Origin of the sequence: Pseudarthrobacter sp. O4, assembly GCF_050157025.1 — a bacterium.
Lineage (GTDB): Bacteria > Actinomycetota > Actinomycetes > Actinomycetales > Micrococcaceae > Arthrobacter.
In genome coordinates this window covers 3,375,316-3,395,895 of sequence record NZ_CP189591.1, presented here as the reverse complement: position 1 = coordinate 3,395,895, position 20,580 = coordinate 3,375,316, and the positions used below count along the sequence as shown (strand labels likewise).

Below are 20,580 nucleotides of genomic sequence, written 5' to 3'. Positions count from 1 at the left end.
GAGCTCAGCCGCTATTGGACGCTTGAGACGTATTCCTTGATGGTGTTCAGCTGGAACCGGGATACCTCCCGGGCGTTGTCGTCCTCGGCAAAAACGCTGGAGACCATGACCGAGTCGTCCCGGTCAAGGAACCCGTTTTCCGACAGGCACCCGAAGAACTCGTCCCAGTCCACGTCGCCGTCCCCGAGCCTCAAGTGCTGGTGTACGCGCACGGCGTTGCCTGGCGGATTGGTGATGTAGCGGAGGCCATGGGAGGCATGGTGGTTCAGGGTGTCGGATACGTGGACCACACGAAGCCGGTTCCCGGCCGCCTGCATGATCGCCTCCGGGTCATCCTGCATGTGGAACGTGTGCGAGGCCACGTAGACCATGCCGATGTTCGGCGAGTTGACGCCGCGTATCACGCGCAGGGCGGCCACGCCCTGCTCTACAAAGTCGTCCGGGTGCGGGTCGATGGCCACGTGCAGGTCCTCGCGCTCGATGATCGGCAGCAGCTCCTCCATAGACCGGTAAAAGGCCCGCTCGGATTCCTCCGCCCTCTCGGGGCGGCCGTTGAACTCGGTGTTAATCTGCCGGACCCCCAGGTCCACGGTGATCTGGATGGCTCGCTTCCAGTAGCGGACCGCGGCTTCGCGGGCGTCCTCGTCCGGGCCGGACCAGCGCAGCACCGGCAGCACGGAGGCGATCTCAATGCCTGCATCAGTGCACGCATTTTTCAGCTGGCGGACGAGGGCGTCGTCCGCCTTGGGGTGGTTGAAGAACGGGATGAAGTCCGGGTGCGGCGTCAGCTGCATGTACTTGTACCCGAGGTCGGCCACCAGCTGGGGGAACTCCAGCAGGCTGTGGCTGTGGTGGAACGGCGTGGGGTCGAGCGCAATTTTCACGGTGGTCACTCCATTGTGGGTCAGGCGGGCAATCGTGGGAGGGGCGGAATCGCTTCCGCCCCTCCCTATGTTCCTTAGCGGTACAGGGCCGGCTTGGCGTTCAGGACTACTGCAACCTTCTGGCCGTTCTTCTGCGCTTCCACACCGGCTTCACAGCAGGCGGCGGTGGCGTAGCCGTCCCAGGCGGTCGGGCCGCCGATTTCGCCGCGGCGTGCAGCGTCCACCCACGACTGGATTTCGACGTCGTACGCCGCGCCGAAGCGCTCCTCGAAGCCGGGGGTGACGGTGCCGCCCCAGCGGCCGGCGCTGCGGGTGTAGGGTCCCTTGTCCCCGCCGATGCTGACGATGCCGTCTTCGAACGAGGCCTGGGTGCCGACTTCGTAGCCGAACTTGGCGTTGACGTAGATCTCGACGTCGGCTAGGACGCCGGACTCGGTCTCGATCAGGACGTGCTGCGGGTCGTGCTGGCCGGCCGGGGCGTTCCTGGTGGCCTTGCCCAGGCGGACCTGGACGCTGGTGATTTCCTCGCCCGTGAAGAAGCGGATCGCGTCGAATTCGTGGACCACTGAATCGTTGATCAGCATCTCGTTGGTGAAGCCGGCCGGCGTGCTGGGGTTGCGGTGCTGGTGGTGCAACATGAGCAGCTCGCCGAGTTCGGAGTCGCGGATGATTTTGCCCAGGGCGGCGTATTCGGCGTCGAAGCGGCGCATGAAGCCCACCTGGATGCGCTGGTGGCCCAGCTGTTCCTCTGCCTGGACGATCTTCCAGGCCGTTTCTGCATCCGGAGTCAGCGGCTTTTCGCACAGGATAGGGATGTCTTTGGCGATTGCCTTGAGCAGGATGTCTTCGTGCAGGAAGCCCGGGGTGGCGATCAGCACAGCATTGACGTCGCCGTTGTTGAGCGCTTCCTCAGCGTCGGCCAGGGCGACGGCGCCCGGAATGCCTTCGATGGCTGCCTGGGCGCGGGCAAGGTCAACGTCGACGACGGCGGCGACTTCAGCGCCGTGGATGCGCTTGTTGAGGCGCTGGATGTGGTCGGCGCCCATGCGGCCTGCACCGATGACGGCGACGCGGAGTGATTCAGTCATTGTTCTGTCCTTCGATGTTTGGAGGTTCTCGGGGTGCTTGGTCAGCGGACCGCGGTGCGGGAGCCGCAGGAGAGCAGGTAATTGCGGGTGCGCTTGGCGATCGGCATGGGGACGTCGAACGCTACGGGGTACATGTCCTGTTCCACGATGCCAAAGATCGGCCGGTCCAGCGCCTCGACGGCTTCGATGACGGCGCGCAGGTCCGGCAGTCCGTTCGGCGGTTCGGTCATGACGCCGGCCAGGTTTGCAGCGGCCCAGGTCATGTTCTCCTCGTTGACCTTTTTGAGGATGTCCGGGTTGATCTGCTTGAGGTGCAGGTACCCGATCCGGTCGGGGTAGTTCTTGATCAGCTCCAGGCTGGAGGCGCCGCAGTATTCGGCGTGGCCGGTGTCCAGGCAGAGGTTGAGGTACTTCGAGTCTGTGGCGGCGAGTAGGGTCTCGATGTCCTCTTGCGCTCCGACGTGCGAATCCGCGTGGGAGTGGAACTGCTGCTTCAGGCCGAAGTCCTCCAGCAGGGTCTTGCCGAGGCGGTTGTGGCCGGCGAAAAGGTCGTTCCACGCCTGACCGGTGAGCTCGCCGCTTTCCACGGCCTCGCCGGTGACGTCATCGCGCCACATGGCAGGGATGACCACGATGTGCTCGCCGCCCATTGCCGCCGTGAGCTCCGCAACCTTGCGGGCCGGCTCCCAGGCGGTCTCCCACTGGTCCAGACCGCGGTGGAACGCCGTGAAAACCGTTCCCGCGGTGACCTTCAGGTCGCGGGCCTTGAGCTCCTCGGCCAGCCGGGTGGGATCGTTCGGCAGGTAGCCGTACGGGCCGAGTTCGATCCATTTGTAGCCGGATTCGGCCACTTCGTCGAGGAACCGCTCCCACGGGGTCTGCTTCGGGTCATCAGCGAACCAGACGCCCCAGGAGTCCGGCGCGGTGCCGATGATCAGCTTGTTCTCTACTTCAGTCATGACAGCGTTGTCTTTCTCTTGCGAGCTTGGGTGGTCGGTGGTCGGTGGTTAGTCGCGCCGCCCGCGGCCTTCGGTGTCGTCATCGGCGCGTCCCGGAACCGCGTCCTCTCCGTGACGCAACTCGTCAGGGAGGCCCTCGGCGATGCCGTCGTGGCGCACCGCGTGGCTGTCGTCGGCGTGGGACGGGAAGTTGTAGGAGGCGCCGGAGGCGTGGGTGGGGTCGGGCCAGCGTGAGGTGACCACCTTGCCGCGGGTGTAGAAGGAGACGCCTTCGGGTCCGTAGATGTGCTTGTCGCCGAAGAGGGAGGCCTTCCAGCCGCCGAAGGAGTGGTACGCCACCGGGACGGGCAGCGGCACGTTGATGCCGATCATGCCCACGGTGACGGAGCGCTGGAACTTGCGGGCGTGGGCGCCGGAGGAGGTGAAGATGGCGGTGCCGTTGCCGTACGGGTTGGCGTTGATCAGGGCGATCCCGGCATCCAGGTCCTCGACGCGGACCACCACGAGGACGGGTCCGAAGATTTCCTCGGTGTAGGCGGTCATCCCGGTCGTGACGTGGTCCACGACGGTGGGGCCGACCCAGAAGCCGTCCTCGTGGCCGGGGACGACGAGGTCGCGGCCGTCCACGACCATGGCGGCGCCGGCGGCTTCGGCTTCGGAGACGATCTTCACGATGCGGTCCCTGGAGGCCGGGGTGATGACCGGGCCCATTTCGGCGCCGGGGGCGGTGCCGTTGTCGACCTCGACGGCCAGGGCGCGCTCCTCGACCTTCTTGACCAGCAGGTCGGCGGCGTCGCCGACGGCGACGGCCACCGAGATGGCCATGCAGCGTTCGCCGGCAGAACCGAAGGCGGCGGCGGCCAGGTGGTCCGCGGCGCTGTCGAGATCGGCGTCGGGCATGATGATCGCGTGGTTCTTCGCCCCGCCGAGGGCCTGGACGCGCTTGCCGTGCGCCGTGGCGGTCTCGTGCACGTACTTGGCGATCGGGGTGGAGCCGACGAAGGAGATGCCGTCCACGTCCGGGTGGGTCAGCAGACCCTCCACCGTTTCCTTGTCGCCATGCAGGACCTGGAAGACGCCGTCGGGCAGGCCTGCCTGCTTCCACAGCTTTGCCAGCAGCATGGAGGCGGACGGATCGCGCTCGGAGGGCTTGAGGATGAAGGCGTTGCCCGTGGCGATGGCCATCGGCGCCATCCACAGCGGCACCATGACCGGGAAGTTGAACGGGGTGATGCCCGCAACGACGCCCAGCGGTTCGCGGAACGAGAAGACATCAATCCCGGTGGAGACCTGGTCCGAGTAGTCACCCTTGAGCAGCTGCGGAATGCCGCAGGCGAACTCGATGACCTCGAGGCCGCGGCCGATCTCGCCCTTGGCATCGGAGAGCACCTTGCCGTGCTCGGCCGTGATCAGCTCGGCCAGCTCGTCAATATGCGCTGCAACCAGCTCGCGAAACTTGAATAGGACGGCGGTGCGCTTGGCCAGGGAGATGTCGCCCCAGGAGTCGGCGGCGGCGCGGGCGGCGGCGACGGTGGCGTCCAGGTCTTCCCGGTTGGCCAGCCGCAGCTCTGCGGTGACGGCGCCGGTGGCCGGGTTGTAGACGGGCTGGGTGCGGTCGCCAACGCCGGCGGTCTCAACGCCGTTGATGAAGTGTGGGATGGTCTTAGTGGTGGTCGTCGTCGACATAATAATGGACTTCCTTGGTCTGTTACTGAAGGGGTTCAGCCCAGCAGCTTGCGCTGGCGGTTCTTGTGGTCGGTGTAGGTCTTGAAGGCTTGCTGGGTGGATTCGAGCTCGGAGACCTGGGAGACAGGAACGTCCCACCAGGACTCGGAGCCGGGGGCATCCAGCAGCGGATCGGATTCGACGTGGATGACGATCGGGCCGCCCTTTTCCGGCGCAGCCTTGGCGTCGCGGATGGCCTGTTCGAGCTCGGCGATGACCTTCTCCCCCGGTTCGATCCGGATCACCTTCACGCCGAGGCTTTCGGCATTCAGGGCGAGGTCCACGGGGAGCCTTTCGCCTTCGTCGAAGCTGTGGTGCTCCTCATCCAGCGCGCGGTACTGGGTGCCGAAGCGCTGGGAGCCCAGGGACTCGGAGAGCGAGCCGATGGAGGCGTAGCCGTGGTTCTGGATCAGGACCACGATCAGTTTGATCCGTTCGGCGACGGCGGTGACCAGCTCGGTGTGCATCATGAGGTAGGAGCCATCCCCCACCATAACGACGACGTCGCGCTGCTTGCCGCCCGCTGCGGCTTCGGCCAGCGCCGCGCGCTTGACGCCGAGGCCGCCGGGGATTTCGTAGCCCATGCAGGAGTAGGCATATTCGACGTGGTAGCCGAAGGGGTCGCGGACGCGCCACATCTTGTGCAGGTCACCGGGGAGGGATCCGGCGGCGCAGATGACGACGTCCTGGGCGTCCATGGCCCGGTTCGTGGCGCCTATGATCTCGTTCTGGGCCGGCAGCGGCGTGAAGCGGGTGTCGAAGGCTTCGTCGACCGTCGCGTTCCACCGGGTCTTTTCGGCTGCGATCTGCTGTTCCAGGTCCGCGCCGATCCGGTAGCCGCCGAGGGCCTGGTTCAGCTTGATGAGCGCCTTGCGGGCGTCCGCGACGATCGGCAGAGACGTGCCGTGCTTGTAGGCGTCGAGCGGGGCGACGTTGATGTTGATGAACTTCACGTCCGGGTTCTGGAATGCCGTCCGGGACGCGGTGGTGAAGTCCTCGTAGCGCGTGCCGATGCCGATGATCAGGTCCGCTTCCGCGGCGATGGTGTTGGCCGCCGTCGTGCCGGTTGAGCCGATGGCACCGAGGGAGAACGGGTGGTCCCAGGGCAGGACGCCCACCCCGGCCTGGGTGTTGCCCACCGGGATGCCGGTCAGCTCCACGAACCTGGCCAGTTCCTCGTTGGCGTAGGCATAGAGCACACCGCCGCCGGCGATGATGAGCGGGCGCTTCGCGGCACGGATGGCCTCGGCGGCGCGGCCGATATCCTCGTCGTCGGCGTCCGGGCGGCGGATCCGCCATTCGCGTTCGGCGAGGAATTCCTCGGGCACGTCGAAGGCCTCGGCCTGGACGTCCTGGGGCAGCGAGATGGTGACCGCGCCGGTCTCGGCCGGGTCCGTCAGCACGCGCAGCCCGTGGTGGAACGCGGAGAACAGCTGTTCCGGGCGGGTGACGCGGTCGAAGAAGCGGGACAACGGGCGGAAGGCGTCGTTGACGGTTACGTCATAGGCATCCGGGCGTTCCAGCTGCTGCAGCACGGGGTCGGCGGCGCGGGTGGCGAAGGTGTCGCTGGGAAGCAGCAGCACGGGCAGGCGGTTGGTGGTGGCCAGCGCCGCACCGGTGAGCAGGTTGGTCGAACCAGGGCCGATCGAGGTGCTGATCGCGAACGTCTGGCGGCGCCGGGTGTGGCGTGCGTAGCCCACGGCCTGGTGGACCTGTGCCTGTTCATTCCGGCCCTGGTAGTACGGCATGATCTTCGGATCGAGCTGCTGGTACTGCTTGAGGGCCTGGCCGACGCCGGCGACGTTGCCGTGGCCGAAGATGCCGAAGCTGCCCGGGATCAGCCGCTCGCGGTAGTCCAGGCCTCCGATCGTGTCAACGGTGTACTGCCTGGACAGGTATTCGACGACGGCCTGGGCGACCGTCATTCTGCGTGTTCCTGATGCAGATCTCATTCCCATGGGTAGTTACTCCGATGCTTCTGCGGTGCGGTTAAGGAGGGAGGCTGCGGTTGCCACGGCGCCGGCGACGTCGCCGTCCTGCGGATACAGGAGGGTCCGGCCCACGGTGAGGCCCTGGACACCGGGGAGGGCCAAAGCGGCCTCCCAGCTGGCGAAGACCTCGTCCTGGGTGCTGTCCGGGTCCCCGCCCAGCAGCACGGTCGGCATGGTGGTGGCCGCCATGACGCGCTCCATGTCGGCCACCACCGGCAGCTTCATCCAGGTGTACGCGCTCGTGGAGCCGAGCCCCTCCGCGATGGCAACTGACTTGATCACCGCATTGGTTGAAAGGTCGTTGCGGACCTTGCCGTGTTCCCGCACGGAGAGGAAGGGTTCCACCATGGCGATGAGCTTGCGTTCGGCGAGCGAATCGATCGCTTTGGCGGTGGCTTCGAGGGTGGCCACCGTGTCCGGGTCGCCGAGGCAGATGCGCGTGAGCATCTTGCCGCCGTCGGCCCCCAGCGCTTCCAGGGCGGCGGCAGTGTGGCCCGTGAAGCGGTCGTCGAACTCGTTGACCAGGCCGGAGAGGCCGCCGCGGTTCATCGAGCCGAAGAGGAGCTTGCCGTCGAGCGCCCCGAGCAGCAGCAGGTCATCCATGATGTCCGTGGACGCGAGGATTCCGTCCACGTCCGGGTTGGCGAGGGCGATCTGCAGACGATCCAGGAGCTGGCGGCGGTCCGCCATCGCCACCGGGTCGTCGCCGACCGCGAGGGCGCCGCGGGCCGGGTGGTCGGCGGCAACAATGAAGTTCTGCCGGCCGTACTTGGGGCCGGGATGGCGGCGGCGGGCCTTCGCCGCCCGCGCGATTGCGTCCGGATCCTCCAGGCGGATGGTGCTCAGGTGCGCGTAGCGGCGGGGATCGTCATCCACCGTGGTGGTTGACGGCGTCGTTGTTGAGGAGGCGGGGTCGCGAGTCACAGTGCTGCTCCTTCGGGGGCATAGTGGCCGGGAAGAAACCGGCCCGGAGCCATACGGCCGCGCTCGGCCAGCAGCGAGGTGACCTCTTCCGGCGTCGGCATGGCATCGGCGCAGGACAGACGGGACGCCACAATGGCGCCTGCCGCGTTGGCGAAATCCAGGACCTCGGCCAGCGGCCAGCCGGACAGCAGGCCGTGGCAGAAGGCTCCGCCGAAGGAATCGCCGGCGCCCAGGCCGTTGACGGTCTCCACCGGGACGGGGGCGGATACAACACGCTCGGTGCGGGTCTTGGCCATCACGCCTTCGGGGCCGAGTTTGACGACGGCGATTTCCACGCCGGCGGCCAGGAGTCGGTCTGCCTGCTCGTCGGGGGTGCCTTCGCCGACAGCGACCGCGCACTCTTTGTCATTCCCGATAGCGACGGTGACATGCGGGAGGATCTTGGCAACCTGGGCGCGGGCTTCCTCTTCGGAGGCCCAGAACATGGGGCGGTAGTCGAGGTCCAGGATGGTGTACTGCCCCTGCTTCAGGCCGGTGCGGGGCCGCGCTTCATGGGCCTTGAGGTGCGCCTCGCGGCTCGGCTCCTGGCACAGGCCGGTCACGGTGGACCAGAAGATTCCGGCGACCCGGATAGCCTCGAGGTCCAGTTCTTCGGCCTTGATCTGCAGATCCGGCGCGGTGGGGAAACGGTAGAAGTAGAGCGGGAAGTCTTCCGGCGGCTTGATCGCGCAGAAGGTGACCGGAGTGGGCCATTCCTGCACCGCGGTGACGAAGGAATCGTCCACGCTGAACTTACGCAGTTCGCGGTGCAGATAGTTGCCGAAAGGGTCATCGCCGGTGCGGGTGATCACTCCGGTCCGGCGGCCATGCCGGGCAGCGGCAACAGCCACATTGGACGGGGATCCCCCCAGGTACTTTCCGAAGGACGTGACATCCTCCAGATCCACCCCGATGTCATTCGGGTAGATATCAACGCTGATGCGCCCGATCGTGAGCAGTTCGTGGGTCACGGTGATCGTGGACCTTTCTCGTTTGAACTCTGTACCTCTACACAGCTGGGGCTTCGGTGCTTTGCGGGCCGGCGTGAGCCGGGACACATCCACTACTTTGCCCTAGAATTCATGTCCTGTCAAAGGTTTGTACTGACATATTTACAACTTGCCATGCGGTCCCCACATGGTGCCGAAGCCAGGCGTTCCGGGAGGCGAACCCGGGTTCTATTTCTTGGGGACGGCCAGCTCGCCGGTGACATACTGGGCGCGGCCAAAACCAAAGGACCAGTCCTCCGCACTGTTCTCGACATAGCCGATGAACACATCCTCGCCGCCGACACCCATGGCCGCCAGCTTCCCGGCAATGGCAGCAAACAGGGACTGCTTGGACTCCCGGCCGCGTCCGCCCTGCGTGAAGATCTGGATCATCACCACATCCGGCGTGCGCTCGAATCCGAGGCCGGCGTCCTGGGCGAAGATCTGCCCCTGGGGGTGCTCGGTCAGCACATGGAAGTAGTCCCGCTCCGGAATGCCATATTCGGCCAAGATGGCGTCGTGGATGCCCTGACTGAGCGCGCGGAGCTGCTCGGGACTGCGGCCTTGGTTGACGTCGATTCGTACGAGGGGCATTCGCTTCTCCTTCATAGTTTGTCCTGACATACTAACAAAGTACGAAGACGTGGGGCAAGAGTTTTCTGCCGCGGGCCATTGCAGATAGCGAACGCCAGGCGTAGCGTTAACAACCAAGAGGTTGATAAATGAAACGATTGATTACAAGGAGGCGCGGAAACACATGGATTCTGGCGACGACGAACAGCTCGACTCGGCCTTCCTGGCCCTCGCCGACCCCGTCCGTCGCCGCATCATCGCCCGGCTCAGCCGGGGTCCGGCCACCGTGAACGAATTGGCGGAACCTTTCGCGATCACCAAGCAGGCGGTCTCGAAACACATCCAGGTCCTCGAGCAGGCGCAGCTGGTCACTCGTACCCGTGACGCCCAGCGCCGGCCCGTCCACCTGAACCCTGCACGGCTGGAGGCGCTCACCTCATGGATCGACCAGTACCGGCTGGTCCGCGAGGGGCAGTTCCGCAGCCTTGACGCCGTGCTCCAATCAAACGCCGCGGCACGCGGCACGCAGGCAAAGGACGAATCATCATGACCAACGCCCTGAAAGTCACTGTCCCGGAGGGACTGCCCTACATCGATTTCGAGCGGGAGTTCGACTTTCCCGTCGCCGATGTCTTCCGGGCCCACAAGGAGCCCGAGCTCGTCGCCCAGTGGCTCGGCCCGCGGCGGCTCCGGATGGAGATCGACCACTATGATTTCCGCACCGGCGGCAGCTACCTCTACCACCACATTGGCCCGGACGGAGTCCCCTACGGATTCAGCGGCGTCTTCCACACGGTCCGTGAGAACGACTTCGCCATCCAGACCTTCGAGTTCGACGGCTACCCGGACGTGGTCAGCATCGAGTTTCTGACCTTCCAGGATCTTGGCGGCGGACGCACCCGGCTGACCGCCCACGCGGTCTACCCCAGCATGGAGGCCCGGGACGGCATGGCGCAGTCCGGCATGGAAGGCGGACTGTCCGAAGGCTACGAACGGCTCGATGAACTCTTGGCCGGCGCCGTCACCGGCCACCCGCAGCCGGGGAAGGTAACAGCATGAGCAATGCGCTGAAGCTTGTGGTCCCGGAGAACGTGCCGTTCGTGGACTCCGAACGCGAGTTTGATTTCCCGGCGGCAGCGTTTTCCGTGCACACACCGATCCGGGGATGTTCCGGCAGTGGATCGGGCCGCGGGAGCTGACCACGCGGATGGACGAATTCGACTGCAGGCCGGGCGGATCCTACCGCTTCGTGCAGGAGGGCAACGATGGCCGCCAACACGCGTGGAGGCCCGCGCGAGGTACCTCGCTGACGGCATGGAAGCCGGCATAGCCGCCGGCTACGAGCAGCTGGACGAACTCCTCGGCCAGCAAGACAGGCAGTAGCAAACGGACTGTTAAGGGAAAAGTACGACGGCGGCAGGCCACCTCCCCTGGGGATGGTGACCTGCCGCCGTCGTACTGTGGTGCTGTGGTGCTTCGGACCTAGAGGGTCGCGAAGACCTCGCGCAGGAGCGTGGCGGTCTCGGACGGCGTCTTGCCGACCTTGACGCCGGCAGCCTCAAGGGCTTCCTTCTTGGCCTGTGCGGTGCCCGCGGAACCCGAGACGATGGCGCCTGCGTGGCCCATGGTCTTGCCTTCCGGAGCGGTGAAGCCTGCCACGTAGCCGACAACCGGCTTCGTGACGTGTGCCTTGATGTACTCGGCGGCACGTTCTTCGGCGTCGCCGCCGATTTCGCCGATCATGACAATCGCCTTGGTCTCCGGATCGGCTTCGAATGCCTCGAGGGCGTCGATGTGGGTGGTGCCGATGACCGGGTCGCCGCCGATGCCGATGGCGGTGGAGAAGCCGAGGTCGCGCAGTTCGTACATCATCTGGTAGGTCAGGGTTCCCGACTTGGAGACGAGGCCGATGGGGCCCTTGCCCGTGATGTTGGCCGGGGTGATGCCGACGAGGGCCTCGCCCGGGGTGATGATGCCGGGGCAGTTCGGCCCGATGATGCGGGTGACCTGCTTGCCGTCGGAATCGACCTTGGACTGGGCCAGTGCCCAGAACTCGGCGGAGTCCTGGACCGGGACGCCTTCGGTGATGACGACGACCAGGCCGATGCCGGCCTCGATCGCCTCGACGACGGCGTCCTTGGTGAAGGCCGGCGGCACGAAGACGATGGAAACGTCAGCGCCGGTCTCCGCGATGGCTTCCTTGACGGTGCCGAAGACCGTGATCTCCTTGTCGCCGTGCACGACCGTGCTGCCGGCCTTGCGGGCGTTGACGCCACCGACGATGTTGGTGCCGGCCTTCAGCATCAGGGCGGTGTGCTTGGTGCCTTCGCCGCCGGTGATGCCCTGGACGATGACCTTGGAGTCCTTGTTCAGATAAATAGACATAGTCGGGTCCCTTTACTTCGCTGCGTTGGCGAGCTCGGCAGCCTTGTCGGCGCCCTCGTCCATGGTGGCGGCCAGGGTAACCAGCGGGTGGTTGGCCTCGGCCAGGATGCGGCGGCCTTCCTCGACGTTGTTGCCGTCGAGGCGGACGACCAGCGGCTTGTTCGCGGAGTGGCCCAGTTCGGCCAGTGCACCGACGATGCCCTTGGCCACGGCGTCACAGGCGGTGATGCCACCGAAGACATTGACGAAGACGGACTTGACCTGCGGGTCACCCAGGATGACATCGAGGCCGGCGGCCATGACCTCGGCGGACGCTCCACCGCCGATGTCCAGGAAGTTGGCGGGCTTGACGTTGCCGTGGTTCTCGCCGGCGTAGGCGACGACGTCGAGGGTGGACATGACCAGCCCGGCACCGTTGCCGATGATCCCGACTTCGCCGTCCAGCTTGACGTAGTTCAGGTCCTGCTCCTTGGCCTTGGCCTCGAGCGGGTCAGCAGCGTCCTTGTCTTCAAGGTGGGCGTGCTTGGGGTGGCGGAAGCCGGCGTTCTCGTCGAGGGAGACCTTGCCGTCGAGGGCAACGATGTCGCCTGCACCGGTGAGGACCAGCGGGTTGACCTCCACGAGGGTGGCGTCTTCCTTCTTGAAGACGTCCCAGAGCTTCAGGATGACGCCGGCGACCTTGCCGCGCAGTTCCTCGGCGAAGCCTGCCGCGGCGACGATTTCGTCGGCCTTGGCCTGGTCGATGCCGACGGCCGGGTCGATGGCGATCTTGGCCAGGGCATCGGGACGCTCGACGGCGAGCTGCTCGATTTCCATGCCGCCTTCAACCGAGCACATGGCCAGGTAGTTGCGGTTGGCCCGGTCCAGCAGGACGGAGAAGTAGTATTCTTCGGCGATGTCCGCACCCTGGGCAATCATCACGCGGTGAACGGTGTGGCCCTTGATGTCCATGCCGAGGATGTTGGTGGCGTGTTCGAACGCTTCGTCAGCGGTCTTGGCGACCTTGACGCCGCCGGCCTTGCCGCGGCCTCCGGCCTTGACCTGCGCCTTTACGACAGTTACGCCGCCGATTTTCTCGGCAGCTGCCTTTGCTTCTTCAGGGGTGTGCGCCACGATGCCAGCAAGCACGGGTACACCGTGCGCCTCGAACATATCGCGCGCCTGATATTCAAACAGGTCCACGGGTTAGTGTCCTTCTACGTCGAAGTAGTTTCTGTACAGCCGGACCCCACGTTCTCGCGGTTACCGGGCTGCGGAATAAACGCACCCTGCGACTGGCTCGGAAACGAGCCACACGGCGCAATGCTCCTCTTTCGAACTCTAGTCGTTCCTTGGGAGAAGCCCGTCCCAGAGTACCCGTTATGTGAGTAAGGACACTATTCTATGGAGCGTAGAAAAACCGCTAGATTACGGGCTTTTTGGGGCCTCTGACGGCGTCCCGGTGGTTTTTTTGCCGTGGGCCCGGACCGCATTTTCGATGATTTCCAGGGCGGCGCCCGCGCTGTCCTCGGCTTCGAACTGCCGGCGCATAGCCTGTGCACGCGCCCTCCAGACGGGATCTGAGAAGACCTTCTGCACCGCGGCGGCGAGGGCTTCGGTACTGGGCGACTCGGTCCGCAGGTTGATGCCAACTCCGGCGTACTCAACCCGCGCATTGACGTCGCTCTTGCCCTCATTGATTCCTGCCGCAATCACCGGCACCCCGTGGGACAGGCTCAGGAGCACACCGCCGAAGCCGCCGTTGGTGATGAACACGTCCGTTGAGGCGAATGTCCGGTCGAAGTCGACGAAGTCTTCCACCAGAATATTGGGCAGCGGGTAGCGCTGCCTCAGTTCCTGCGTCCCGGCCCCTCCCGTGGCCACAACAACCAGGGCGTCCGTGTCCTTGAGCGCCTCGATGGCCGGAACAATGAGCTTGCCGTGGTCCTTGTTGTCCACGGTCCCCTGCGTCACCACCACGGTGCGGGCGTAGTGCCGGGGAAGTTCAGCCGAAGGGGCCTCGGCCTCGGTGTCCGCACGGTAGGGAAGCACGGCGCCGACGTACCGGACCTTGGGATTGACGTTCCGGCGGGGGAAATCGATTGCCGCGGTGCCCGTCTGGATCACGGCGTCGGACCAGCGGTAGGGTTCGTCGGTTATGGGCCCGCGCTTCGGGGTGCGGAGGCCGTAGTGCTCCAGCTGCCTGACGTAACTGACCCGGGCGGGTTTGAGGACGAGCTGTTCCGATACAAGCCGGGCACCCGCATGGAGCAGCTTCTGGGGAAGGGTCCGCGCCGGTGAGAAGCCGAAGAACAGCGGAGGAACCAACGGGTCGCTTTCCATGTTGCCAACAGCCACGAAGCTGACAACCGATTTGCCCAGGATGGTCGAAACAAGCCGCTGGACAAACATTGCACTGTCCATCACAACAGCGTCGAACGGAAACGTGCTGTGGATGTCCCGGATGTCCTCGAAGAAATTGGACACGTTGCTGGCAAAAATCCGCTCGCCGTCAAACCGTATGGCCGCGGGCCCTTTCAGCCTGGCTCTCTCCGGATACAGCTCGTTGAGGTTTTCCGCGGTGTGTTCAATAGCCCGGTCGAACGGAAAATGCCGGATGCCCAGCTCCCTGAGCTTCTTGTTGAACACGGGGCCTGTGTACCACGCGACCTCATGCCCGGCCTCGGCCAGGCGCACGCCGATGCCGGTCATCGGGTTGAAGTGGCCGTCAATCGCCTGGCTGGCAAGCAGAATCTTCACGTGGGCTCCTTGGCGGGACCTGCGGCGGGTGGGTGCCGGCCGCGGCACATCTGCCACGACTGTATGCCCCCGGATTCCCAGCCACAATGCCCCTGCCGCGTGTAATGCGGCGGCCGGGCCAAGCTGCGACCGTGCCGGCGGGGCGCTCCTAGCCCGCGGACGCAGACGCTCCTAGGCGTCCAGCTTTGTCAGCGGCGCGTACCGGAGCAACAGTCGCTTCTCTCCGATTTCGAAGCTGACCTTGGCCACGGTCTTGTCCCCCGCGCCCTCGACGGCCAGGACGGTGCCGTTGCCGAAGCTCGTGTGGTTGACCTTGTCTCCCACGCTGACCGCGACGATCTCCTTCTGCGGCTGCACGCGGTTCTTGGCGATGGCGGCCGGGACGTCGGCGTTGAAGCCTGCGGACGGGCTGGCCTCGGCGCCGCGGGCGGCACCGGCGCCCCAGGACGATCCGCCGTAGCGGCTGGAGCCGATCGAGGCACCGCTCCCCCAGCTGCCGGTCTGGCGGTTGGAGCCTTCGCGCTTCCATTGCACGAGCTCGGCGGGGATTTCCTCGATGAACTGGCTCGCGGGGTTGTACTGGCTCTGGCCCCACATGCTGCGCACCTCGGAGCGGGTCAGGTACAGGCGCTTCCGGGCACGGGTCAGGCCCACGTAGGCCAGACGGCGTTCCTCGGCCAGTTCCTTGGGGTCCGTCGCGGAGCGCTGGTGCGGGAACAGCCCGTGTTCCATGCCGGTGAGGAACACCACCGGGAACTCCAGCCCCTTGGCGGTGTGCAGCGTCATCAGCGTGACGACGCCCAGGCGCTTGGCCGCGGCCACGGCGGCAACTATGTCTTCGGCGGTCCCCGCCGGCGCGTCCGGGATCTGGTCGGCGTCGGCCACGAGGGACACCTGCTCCAGGAAGGCGCCGAGGGAGCCTTCGGGGTTGTCGCGTTCGTATTCACGGACGACGGCGACGAGTTCCGCGAGGTTCTCCACACGGGACTCGTCCTGTGGATCGGTGCTGGACCGCAGCCCGGCGAGGTAGCCGGTCTGTTCCAGGACGGCCTCCAGGGCCGCAACCGCACCGGAGCCGGAGGCCACTTCGGCGAGGTCGTCGAGCAGTTTCACGAAACCCTGCACCGCGTTGACGGACCGGGTGGCCATGCCGGGCGCCTCGTCGGCGCGGCGGGCGGCGGCCATGAAGGAGATCCGGTCGCGCTGGGCGAGCGAGGCCACGGCGCCCTCGGCACGGTCGCCGATGCCGCGCTTGGGTTCGTTGAGGATCCGGCGCAGGTTGACGTCGTCGTCGGGGTTGACCAGCACCCGCAGGTAGGCGAGCGCGTCCTTGATCTCCTTGCGCTCGTAGAAGCGGGTTCCGCCGACCACCTTGTACGGCAGCCCGACCCGCACCAGGACGTCCTCGATGGAGCGGGACTGGGCGTTGGTGCGGTAGAAGATCGCGACGTCGCCGGGGCGGAGGTTGTCCTCGTCCTGGAGGCGGTCGATTTCCTTGGCGATGAACTGGGCCTCGTCGTGCTCGTTCTCGCCCACGTAGCCGATGATCTTGTGGCCGTCGCCCTCCGCCGTCCAGAGCCGCTTCTCCGGCCGGTTGGGGTTGCGGGAGATGACCGAGTTGGCCGCGCTGAGGATTGTCTGGGTGGAGCGGTAGTTCTGCTCGAGTTTGATGGTGCGGGCGTCCGGGTAGTCCTCCTCGAACTCCACGATGTTGCGGATATCGGCACCGCGGAACGCGTAGATGGACTGGTCCGAATCGCCGACGACGGTGAGCTCGGCCGCACCGGGGCCTTCACCGACGATCTCGCGCACCAGGGCGTACTGGGCGTGGTTGGTGTCCTGGTACTCGTCCACCAGGACGTGCCGGAAGCGGCGCCGGTAGGAGTCTGCCAGGGCCGGGAAGGCCCGGAACATGTAGACGGTCTCGGCGATCAGGTCATCGAAGTCCATGGCGTTCGCCTGGCGCAGGCGCTGGGTGTAGCCCGTGAAGACCTCGGCGACGGCCTGCTGGAAGGGATCGTTGTGCCTGGCGCTGGAGGCGTAGCCGTCCGCGTCGATCAGCTCGTTCTTGAGCGCTGAGATCTTGTGCTGGATGGCCTTGGGCGCGAACTTTTTGGGATCGAGGTCCAGGTTCTTGGCCACGAGCGTGATCAGCCGCAGCGAATCCGCGGCATCGTAGATGGAGAAGTTGGAGCTCAGGCCGACGTTCTTGGCCTCGCGGCGCAGGATCCGGACGCAGGAGGAGTGGAAGGTGGAGATCCACATGGTCTTGGCGCGGCCGCCGAGCAGGGCTTCGATCCGCTCCCGCATTTCGGCCGCGGCCTTGTTGGTGAACGTGATGGCCAGGATCTCGCCGTGGTGCGCGCGCTTCGTGGCGATCAGGTAGGCGATCCGGTTGCTGAGCACCCGCGTCTTGCCGGAGCCGGCGCCGGCCACTATCAGCAGGGCGCTGCCGGCGTGCTTGACCGCTTCCTCCTGCTCCGGGTTCAGCCCCTCCAGGAGCTCCTCCGCGCTGGGAAGCCGGGGGCGGTCCCAGTCCCCCGCGGTGCCGCTCTCGGCGCGGTTGGGGTCCCACCCGGCAGGGGATCCCACGGCCGCTGTGCCCGTTCCGGCGGACGATTTGGTGGCCGCCGCCATCTTGGAGGCAGCTTGGAAGGGTCCGTCGGCGAAAGGGTCAAACAACATGTCCATGGTGTTAACAAGTCTAGGCGGTGCCAGTGACCGCGGAGTCCGCCCCCTCGGGGACATGCCCTCCCCTGCCCGTCTCCGCTGGACATATGCCCCTCATGTCCATTCCTCGCAGCCAAGAATGAGCATGTCCCACGGAATTCGAGGCGAGGATTGAGCATGTCCAGTTCACGCATCAGGGACCGGGCGTGTCCGGTCCCGGTGCAGGACGGGACATGTCCAGTCCTCGCGCCCTGGATTGAGCATGTCCCCCGCACTCGCAGACCCCGGAGCAGCATGTCCACCCTTGTCCGCGACCATTGGACACTGAGCCGATATGTCCACGCACCGTGGCCAAGAATGAGCATGTCCCACGGGGGACCCCGAGCGTGACTCAAGCATGTCCACGCACCGTGGCCAAGAATGAGCATGTCCCACGGGGGACCCGGAGCGTGACTCAAGCATGTCCACGCACCGTGGCCAAGAATGAGCATGTCCCACGGGCGCGGCGCGGAGTCCTGAAGCTAGCCCACGGAGCCTGACTCGAGCGCGGCGCGGAGCTGCCGGACCGCCGTCGTGCCTCCGGCAAGGAACCACTCCAGTCCGTTGACCCGGACGACGTCGGCCGCGCCGCCGGCCGCGAGGACGATCGCCTTTCCGGGCAGCCAGTCCCATTCCGGGCAGCTGTGCTGGAACCAGCAGCCCAGCTCGCCGTCGGCCACGCGGCCGAGGTCGCACGAGCCCGAGCCGAACATCCGCAGCGTGGCAGCGGACGTTGCAGCGGCGTGCCAGGGCATGGCGCACATCGGATCGGCGAGCCAGCTGGGGTGGATGTAGCTGGCGGCACCGAGTTCGGACAATGGAGTGTCCGAACGGCCCCCGCCGTCGGCGCCCCGCGGCTGGAAGGCGGTCAGCCGTTCCCCGTTGAGCGTTGCGGTCCGGGCCGTCCCGCCGAGCCAGAGCTTCTCCTCCTGCGGCTGGAAGACCGCACCCAGCAGTACCCCGGAGGCGTCCTTCAGTGCAATCGCCGAGCACCAGTACGTCGACCCGTGCAGGAAGTTGTACGTTCCGTCCACCGGATCGATGACCCAGGTGCGGCCGCTGGCGCCGGCCACGGAAGCGCCCTCTTCACCGAGAACGCCGTCGTCGGGGCGGCAGCGCTGGAGCTGTTCCAGGACGTACGCCTCGGCAGCATGGTCGGCGGCGGTGACAACATCCGAGATGGACGTCTTCTGCCGTCCTTCCAGCCCGGCCTGCCGCATCAGCAGCGCCAACTGGCCGGCCTCCCGGACAAGGGCTTCCGCCAACTGGTAGTCATCCAGGCCGGGGTCGAGATCTGCGGTGCTGTGCCGGCCAAGCCGGTGTTTTCCTAGTTCGGTCACGCGTTCCAGCCTATCGGCGGCGGATGGCGGTGAACAGACAGCGCCGGCCCGGCGGCCCGGGCGGGCGATAATGGAGCCATGGCCAAGACACCCGCACAGCGGATCAAGAAGCACGGCGCCAATGCAGCCGTCCCTCAGCACCACCTGCCGTCCGTGATCAATCCCAGCACCAGCCGGACCCCGCAAAAGGCGCAGAACAACAGCAGCCTGATCCTGATCGCCGGCGTCGTGGCCAGCCTCTTCCTGTTCTGGTACCTCCACCTGCTCACCCTGAACCAGCTCACCCAGCTCTCCGGCGGCCTGCCGATGCCGGACTCGCTGATCGGGGGCTTCGACCAGGGCTTCGTGGAGCGGCTGCGAGACGCCACGGATCCGGACGCCCGCGGGCAGCTCAACTACATCCACAAGACGGCAGGCACGCTCTTCCCGTTGATCTTCGGCTTCAGCTGGCTCCTGCTGATCGGAACGAACGTGGCCCGAAAACCCCTGCGCTGGGCGCTGTGGGCCATTCCGCTGCTCTTCGCCGCCGTGCGGCTGTGGGGCAACACCGCCATTGACGCCATGATGTCCGCAGACGCGGTCGACGCCGGCCAGGTTGCCCTCGCGTCGGGGCTCACCGTGGCCGGCTGGGTGCTGCTGGTGCTGAGCCTCGTGGCAGGTGGCGCCGCGGTGTTCCTGGGCCGGAAATCCGCCTCCCCCGCGGCCCGGTCCGCGGGACATGCCCAGCCCTAGTCGCGGCCCGTGGACATAGTCCCGCTATGTCCATCCCTCGCGGCGTCCAGGGGGCATGTCCGCCGGGATTGGTGAAGGATCCGCGGGCGGAGGCTCAGGCCTCGGCTGCGAGGAAGCCCCGGGCCTGATCCGCACGTTGCTGGGCGCCGGACCCTTCGAAGTGGTCTGCTGCCCGAAGCAGGTTCTCCCCGGCCGCATCCGCGTTTCCAATCGCAAAATGTGCCCGGCCCAGCAGCAGGCACGCCTCGCCGAGGATCTGGGGTGAAGGCTCGTCCGGCTCCGCACAGATCTGGTCCAACAATTCGATTGCTGCGGTGGCCTCACCGGCCAGAAATTTCCAGTGGGCCCGGTTCAGCTTCATCAGCAGGTAGTCGTTGGCGCTTCCGCCGATGACATCCGTGGCTAGCTCCGCTCGTTCGATGCAGCGCAGGGTGTCGGCGTCGGCCACGTCGGCCGCGAGCCGCATGGCTGCGGAGGCCCTGTTGAACTTCGCCCAGATGTCCAGGTTCCTGGCGGGCGAAAGAGTGGCCGCCGCGAGCTCGTGGTAGTGGAGACCTTCCTGGACTTTGTTGCAGAGAAAGGCGACGTTTCCGATGACCCAGTAACCCTTGCCCACCAGTTGATCGTCGACTTCGGCTTCGATGGCCTCGGCGAGCGCGAGGCTTTCGGCCCAGGCTTCCTCGAGCCTCCCGCTGTCGGCCAGGGCGGCAATCAGCGCTTGGCGGGCTTTGACATTCGTTTCGATGTCATCCTCATCTGCCACCAGTGCCACGGCTTCCCGCGCAGCGTCAGCAGCCCGTTCCAGCAGCCCGGCCCCCTGCCTGGCCTTCGCCAGGAGAATGTAGGCCTGTGCTTCGGGCTGCGATTCGGTCGCGGAACGAGGACCGGCAACCAGCGAGCACGCCAGAGCAGCGCAGGCCTCGAAGTCCTCGGCGTCCAGGAGGTTCTCGGCCCGGAGGAACGTCATGTTCCACCACGAATCCATATCACCTTCATTGCGGGCTATTTCCGCGGCATCCTGGGCACTGCTGGCTGCTTGAAAGAAGGCATGGTTGGTCCGGTGCTCGTATGCCTGCAATTCAGCGGCGGCGTACAACGGCGAAACGGAGTTCAATGGCATGCCTCCATTATCCGTTGCCACGCAAGCGGAAATGAACAAACCCCGCAAGCAGGAACGGCGAAAGATTTGGGCAGGAGTCGCGCCGATAGCACAGTATCGAATATTGCGGCCGTAATTGTTATACAACGGCGTGTCTACTCCTCTATACTGACCAAGTACCACATTAGTCACATCAGCCACTTACGTATCAGGAGTCCTTCATGAAGAAATCCCTCGCAACACTCCTTATCGCCGGCGCGCTGGCAGTCGCAGGTCTTTCCGCGACCTCAGCAATCTCGGCTACCGGCGAAAACTCCGGACAGGGCTCCGTGCAGGCAGTCAACTGGTGGCCGAATTCCACCCCGAAGAACTAACCAACAACAACGACGGCGGGTACCGGATAT

At 65.9% G+C, this 20,580-nt stretch carries 18 protein-coding genes and 1 pseudogene; 5 read left to right on the top strand and 14 right to left on the bottom strand.

Features of this window, described 5'->3' with window-relative positions; translation table 11 throughout:
* Positions 1–11: 11 nt before the first annotated feature.
* From ACQCSU_RS15850 to ACQCSU_RS15815, 8 genes and pseudogenes are all read right to left on the bottom strand, one after another.
* Entirely contained in the window at positions 12–884 is an 873-nt protein-coding gene (locus ACQCSU_RS15850; RefSeq protein ID WP_426976222.1) for a sugar phosphate isomerase/epimerase family protein, read from the bottom strand.
* Between the two features lie 74 nt (positions 885–958).
* Positions 959–1,972 carry a Gfo/Idh/MocA family protein gene (locus ACQCSU_RS15845; RefSeq protein ID WP_426976221.1) on the bottom strand — a complete coding sequence of 338 codons (1,014 nt, stop codon included), beginning with the start codon at positions 1,970–1,972 and terminating at the stop codon, positions 959–961.
* A gap of 41 nt (positions 1,973–2,013) precedes the next feature.
* The gene (locus tag ACQCSU_RS15840; RefSeq protein WP_426976220.1) at positions 2,014–2,931 is read right to left on the bottom strand and encodes a sugar phosphate isomerase/epimerase family protein; all 918 of its coding nucleotides are present in this window, start codon (positions 2,929–2,931) and stop codon (positions 2,014–2,016) included.
* 177 nt (positions 2,932–3,108) lie between these two features.
* Positions 3,109–4,617, bottom strand: a pseudogene (locus ACQCSU_RS15835) (CoA-acylating methylmalonate-semialdehyde dehydrogenase); the annotation flags it as partial.
* 35 nt (positions 4,618–4,652) lie between these two features.
* The gene (iolD, locus tag ACQCSU_RS15830) at positions 4,653–6,581 is read right to left on the bottom strand and encodes a 3D-(3,5/4)-trihydroxycyclohexane-1,2-dione acylhydrolase (decyclizing) (protein ID WP_426976219.1); all 1,929 of its coding nucleotides are present in this window, start codon (positions 6,579–6,581) and stop codon (positions 4,653–4,655) included.
* Positions 6,582–6,620: 39 nt separating this feature from the next.
* On the bottom strand, positions 6,621–7,571 hold the full coding sequence (locus ACQCSU_RS15825) for a Cgl0159 family (beta/alpha)8-fold protein (protein ID WP_426976218.1): 951 nt from the start codon (positions 7,569–7,571) through the stop codon (positions 6,621–6,623).
* Positions 7,568–8,581 carry a 5-dehydro-2-deoxygluconokinase gene (gene iolC, locus ACQCSU_RS15820; protein ID WP_426976217.1) on the bottom strand — a complete coding sequence of 338 codons (1,014 nt, stop codon included), beginning with the start codon at positions 8,579–8,581 and terminating at the stop codon, positions 7,568–7,570. Before iolC ends, ACQCSU_RS15825 begins: the two co-directional genes overlap by 4 nt.
* Before the next feature lie 207 nt (positions 8,582–8,788).
* A complete protein-coding gene (locus ACQCSU_RS15815) occupies positions 8,789–9,193 on the bottom strand; it encodes a tautomerase family protein (protein ID WP_426976216.1) in 405 nt (134 codons plus the stop codon).
* Between the two features lie 163 nt (positions 9,194–9,356).
* Here ACQCSU_RS15815 and ACQCSU_RS15810 point away from each other — a divergent pair, with 163 nt between their 5' ends.
* The 3 genes from ACQCSU_RS15810 to ACQCSU_RS15800 all read left to right on the top strand — a co-directional run bounded on the left by ACQCSU_RS15810 (position 9,357) and on the right by ACQCSU_RS15800 (position 10,502).
* A complete protein-coding gene (locus ACQCSU_RS15810; protein ID WP_426976215.1) occupies positions 9,357–9,722 on the top strand; it encodes an ArsR/SmtB family transcription factor in 366 nt (121 codons plus the stop codon).
* Positions 9,719–10,231 carry an SRPBCC family protein gene (locus tag ACQCSU_RS15805; protein ID WP_426976214.1) on the top strand — a complete coding sequence of 171 codons (513 nt, stop codon included), beginning with the start codon at positions 9,719–9,721 and terminating at the stop codon, positions 10,229–10,231. Before ACQCSU_RS15810 ends, ACQCSU_RS15805 begins: the two co-directional genes overlap by 4 nt.
* Positions 10,232–10,337: 106 nt before the next feature.
* The gene (locus ACQCSU_RS15800) at positions 10,338–10,502 is read left to right on the top strand and encodes a hypothetical protein (protein WP_426976213.1); all 165 of its coding nucleotides are present in this window, start codon (positions 10,338–10,340) and stop codon (positions 10,500–10,502) included.
* Between the two features lie 152 nt (positions 10,503–10,654).
* Here ACQCSU_RS15800 and sucD read toward each other — a convergent pair whose 3' ends face one another.
* The 5 genes from sucD to ACQCSU_RS15775 form a co-directional block, all read right to left on the bottom strand.
* Positions 10,655–11,557, bottom strand: coding sequence for a succinate--CoA ligase subunit alpha (sucD, locus tag ACQCSU_RS15795; protein ID WP_426976212.1), 903 nt, complete (start codon positions 11,555–11,557; stop codon positions 10,655–10,657).
* A 12-nt stretch (positions 11,558–11,569) separates the two neighbouring features.
* Positions 11,570–12,739 (bottom strand): ADP-forming succinate--CoA ligase subunit beta, encoded by a 1,170-nt coding sequence (gene sucC / locus ACQCSU_RS15790; RefSeq protein ID WP_426976211.1) that lies wholly within the window; start codon positions 12,737–12,739, stop codon positions 11,570–11,572.
* Positions 12,740–12,964: 225 nt separating this feature from the next.
* The gene (locus ACQCSU_RS15785) at positions 12,965–14,296 is read right to left on the bottom strand and encodes a glycosyltransferase (RefSeq protein WP_426976210.1); all 1,332 of its coding nucleotides are present in this window, start codon (positions 14,294–14,296) and stop codon (positions 12,965–12,967) included.
* A gap of 171 nt (positions 14,297–14,467) precedes the next feature.
* A complete protein-coding gene (gene pcrA, locus ACQCSU_RS15780) occupies positions 14,468–16,987 on the bottom strand; it encodes a DNA helicase PcrA (RefSeq protein ID WP_426976209.1) in 2,520 nt (839 codons plus the stop codon).
* Between the two features lie 500 nt (positions 16,988–17,487).
* Positions 17,488–18,345, bottom strand: a complete 858-nt coding sequence (locus tag ACQCSU_RS15775) for an inositol monophosphatase family protein (RefSeq protein ID WP_426976208.1) — start codon at positions 18,343–18,345, stop codon at positions 17,488–17,490.
* Positions 18,346–18,423: 78 nt separating this feature from the next.
* Here ACQCSU_RS15775 and ACQCSU_RS15770 point away from each other — a divergent pair, with 78 nt between their 5' ends.
* Positions 18,424–19,077: a hypothetical protein gene (locus tag ACQCSU_RS15770; protein ID WP_426976207.1), complete on the top strand. Its 654-nt coding sequence runs from the start codon at positions 18,424–18,426 to the stop codon at positions 19,075–19,077.
* Between the two features lie 94 nt (positions 19,078–19,171).
* On the opposite strand, the gene ACQCSU_RS15765 is transcribed toward ACQCSU_RS15770, so the two are convergent.
* Complete coding sequence (locus tag ACQCSU_RS15765) at positions 19,172–20,197, bottom strand: hypothetical protein (RefSeq protein ID WP_426976206.1); 1,026 nt, start codon at positions 20,195–20,197, stop codon at positions 19,172–19,174.
* 200 nt (positions 20,198–20,397) lie between these two features.
* Between ACQCSU_RS15765 and ACQCSU_RS15760 the strand changes: the two genes are divergently transcribed.
* Positions 20,398–20,550, top strand: a complete 153-nt coding sequence (locus ACQCSU_RS15760) for a hypothetical protein (RefSeq protein WP_426976205.1) — start codon at positions 20,398–20,400, stop codon at positions 20,548–20,550.
* The last annotated feature ends 30 nt before the right edge of the window (positions 20,551–20,580 follow it).

What these genes read in the sequence shown, in the direction of transcription:
- ACQCSU_RS15815 (WP_426976216.1), bottom strand. Translation starts at nt 9,193, where the DNA reads ATGCCCCTCGTACGAATCGACGTCAACCAAGGCCGCAGTCCCGAGCAG.
- ACQCSU_RS15805 (WP_426976214.1), top strand. Translation starts at nt 9,719, where the DNA reads ATGACCAACGCCCTGAAAGTCACTGTCCCGGAGGGACTGCCCTACATC.
- ACQCSU_RS15760 (WP_426976205.1), top strand. Translation starts at nt 20,398, where the DNA reads ATGAAGAAATCCCTCGCAACACTCCTTATCGCCGGCGCGCTGGCAGTC.
- ACQCSU_RS15770 (WP_426976207.1), top strand. Translation starts at nt 18,424, where the DNA reads ATGGCCAAGACACCCGCACAGCGGATCAAGAAGCACGGCGCCAATGCA.
- pcrA (WP_426976209.1), bottom strand. Translation starts at nt 16,987, where the DNA reads ATGGACATGTTGTTTGACCCTTTCGCCGACGGACCCTTCCAAGCTGCC.
- ACQCSU_RS15765 (WP_426976206.1), bottom strand. Translation starts at nt 20,197, where the DNA reads ATGCCATTGAACTCCGTTTCGCCGTTGTACGCCGCCGCTGAATTGCAG.
- sucD (WP_426976212.1), bottom strand. Translation starts at nt 11,557, where the DNA reads ATGTCTATTTATCTGAACAAGGACTCCAAGGTCATCGTCCAGGGCATC.
- ACQCSU_RS15845 (WP_426976221.1), bottom strand. Translation starts at nt 1,972, where the DNA reads ATGACTGAATCACTCCGCGTCGCCGTCATCGGTGCAGGCCGCATGGGC.
- ACQCSU_RS15810 (WP_426976215.1), top strand. Translation starts at nt 9,357, where the DNA reads ATGGATTCTGGCGACGACGAACAGCTCGACTCGGCCTTCCTGGCCCTC.
- ACQCSU_RS15840 (WP_426976220.1), bottom strand. Translation starts at nt 2,931, where the DNA reads ATGACTGAAGTAGAGAACAAGCTGATCATCGGCACCGCGCCGGACTCC.
- ACQCSU_RS15800 (WP_426976213.1), top strand. Translation starts at nt 10,338, where the DNA reads ATGTTCCGGCAGTGGATCGGGCCGCGGGAGCTGACCACGCGGATGGAC.
- iolD (WP_426976219.1), bottom strand. Translation starts at nt 6,581, where the DNA reads ATGACGGTCGCCCAGGCCGTCGTCGAATACCTGTCCAGGCAGTACACC.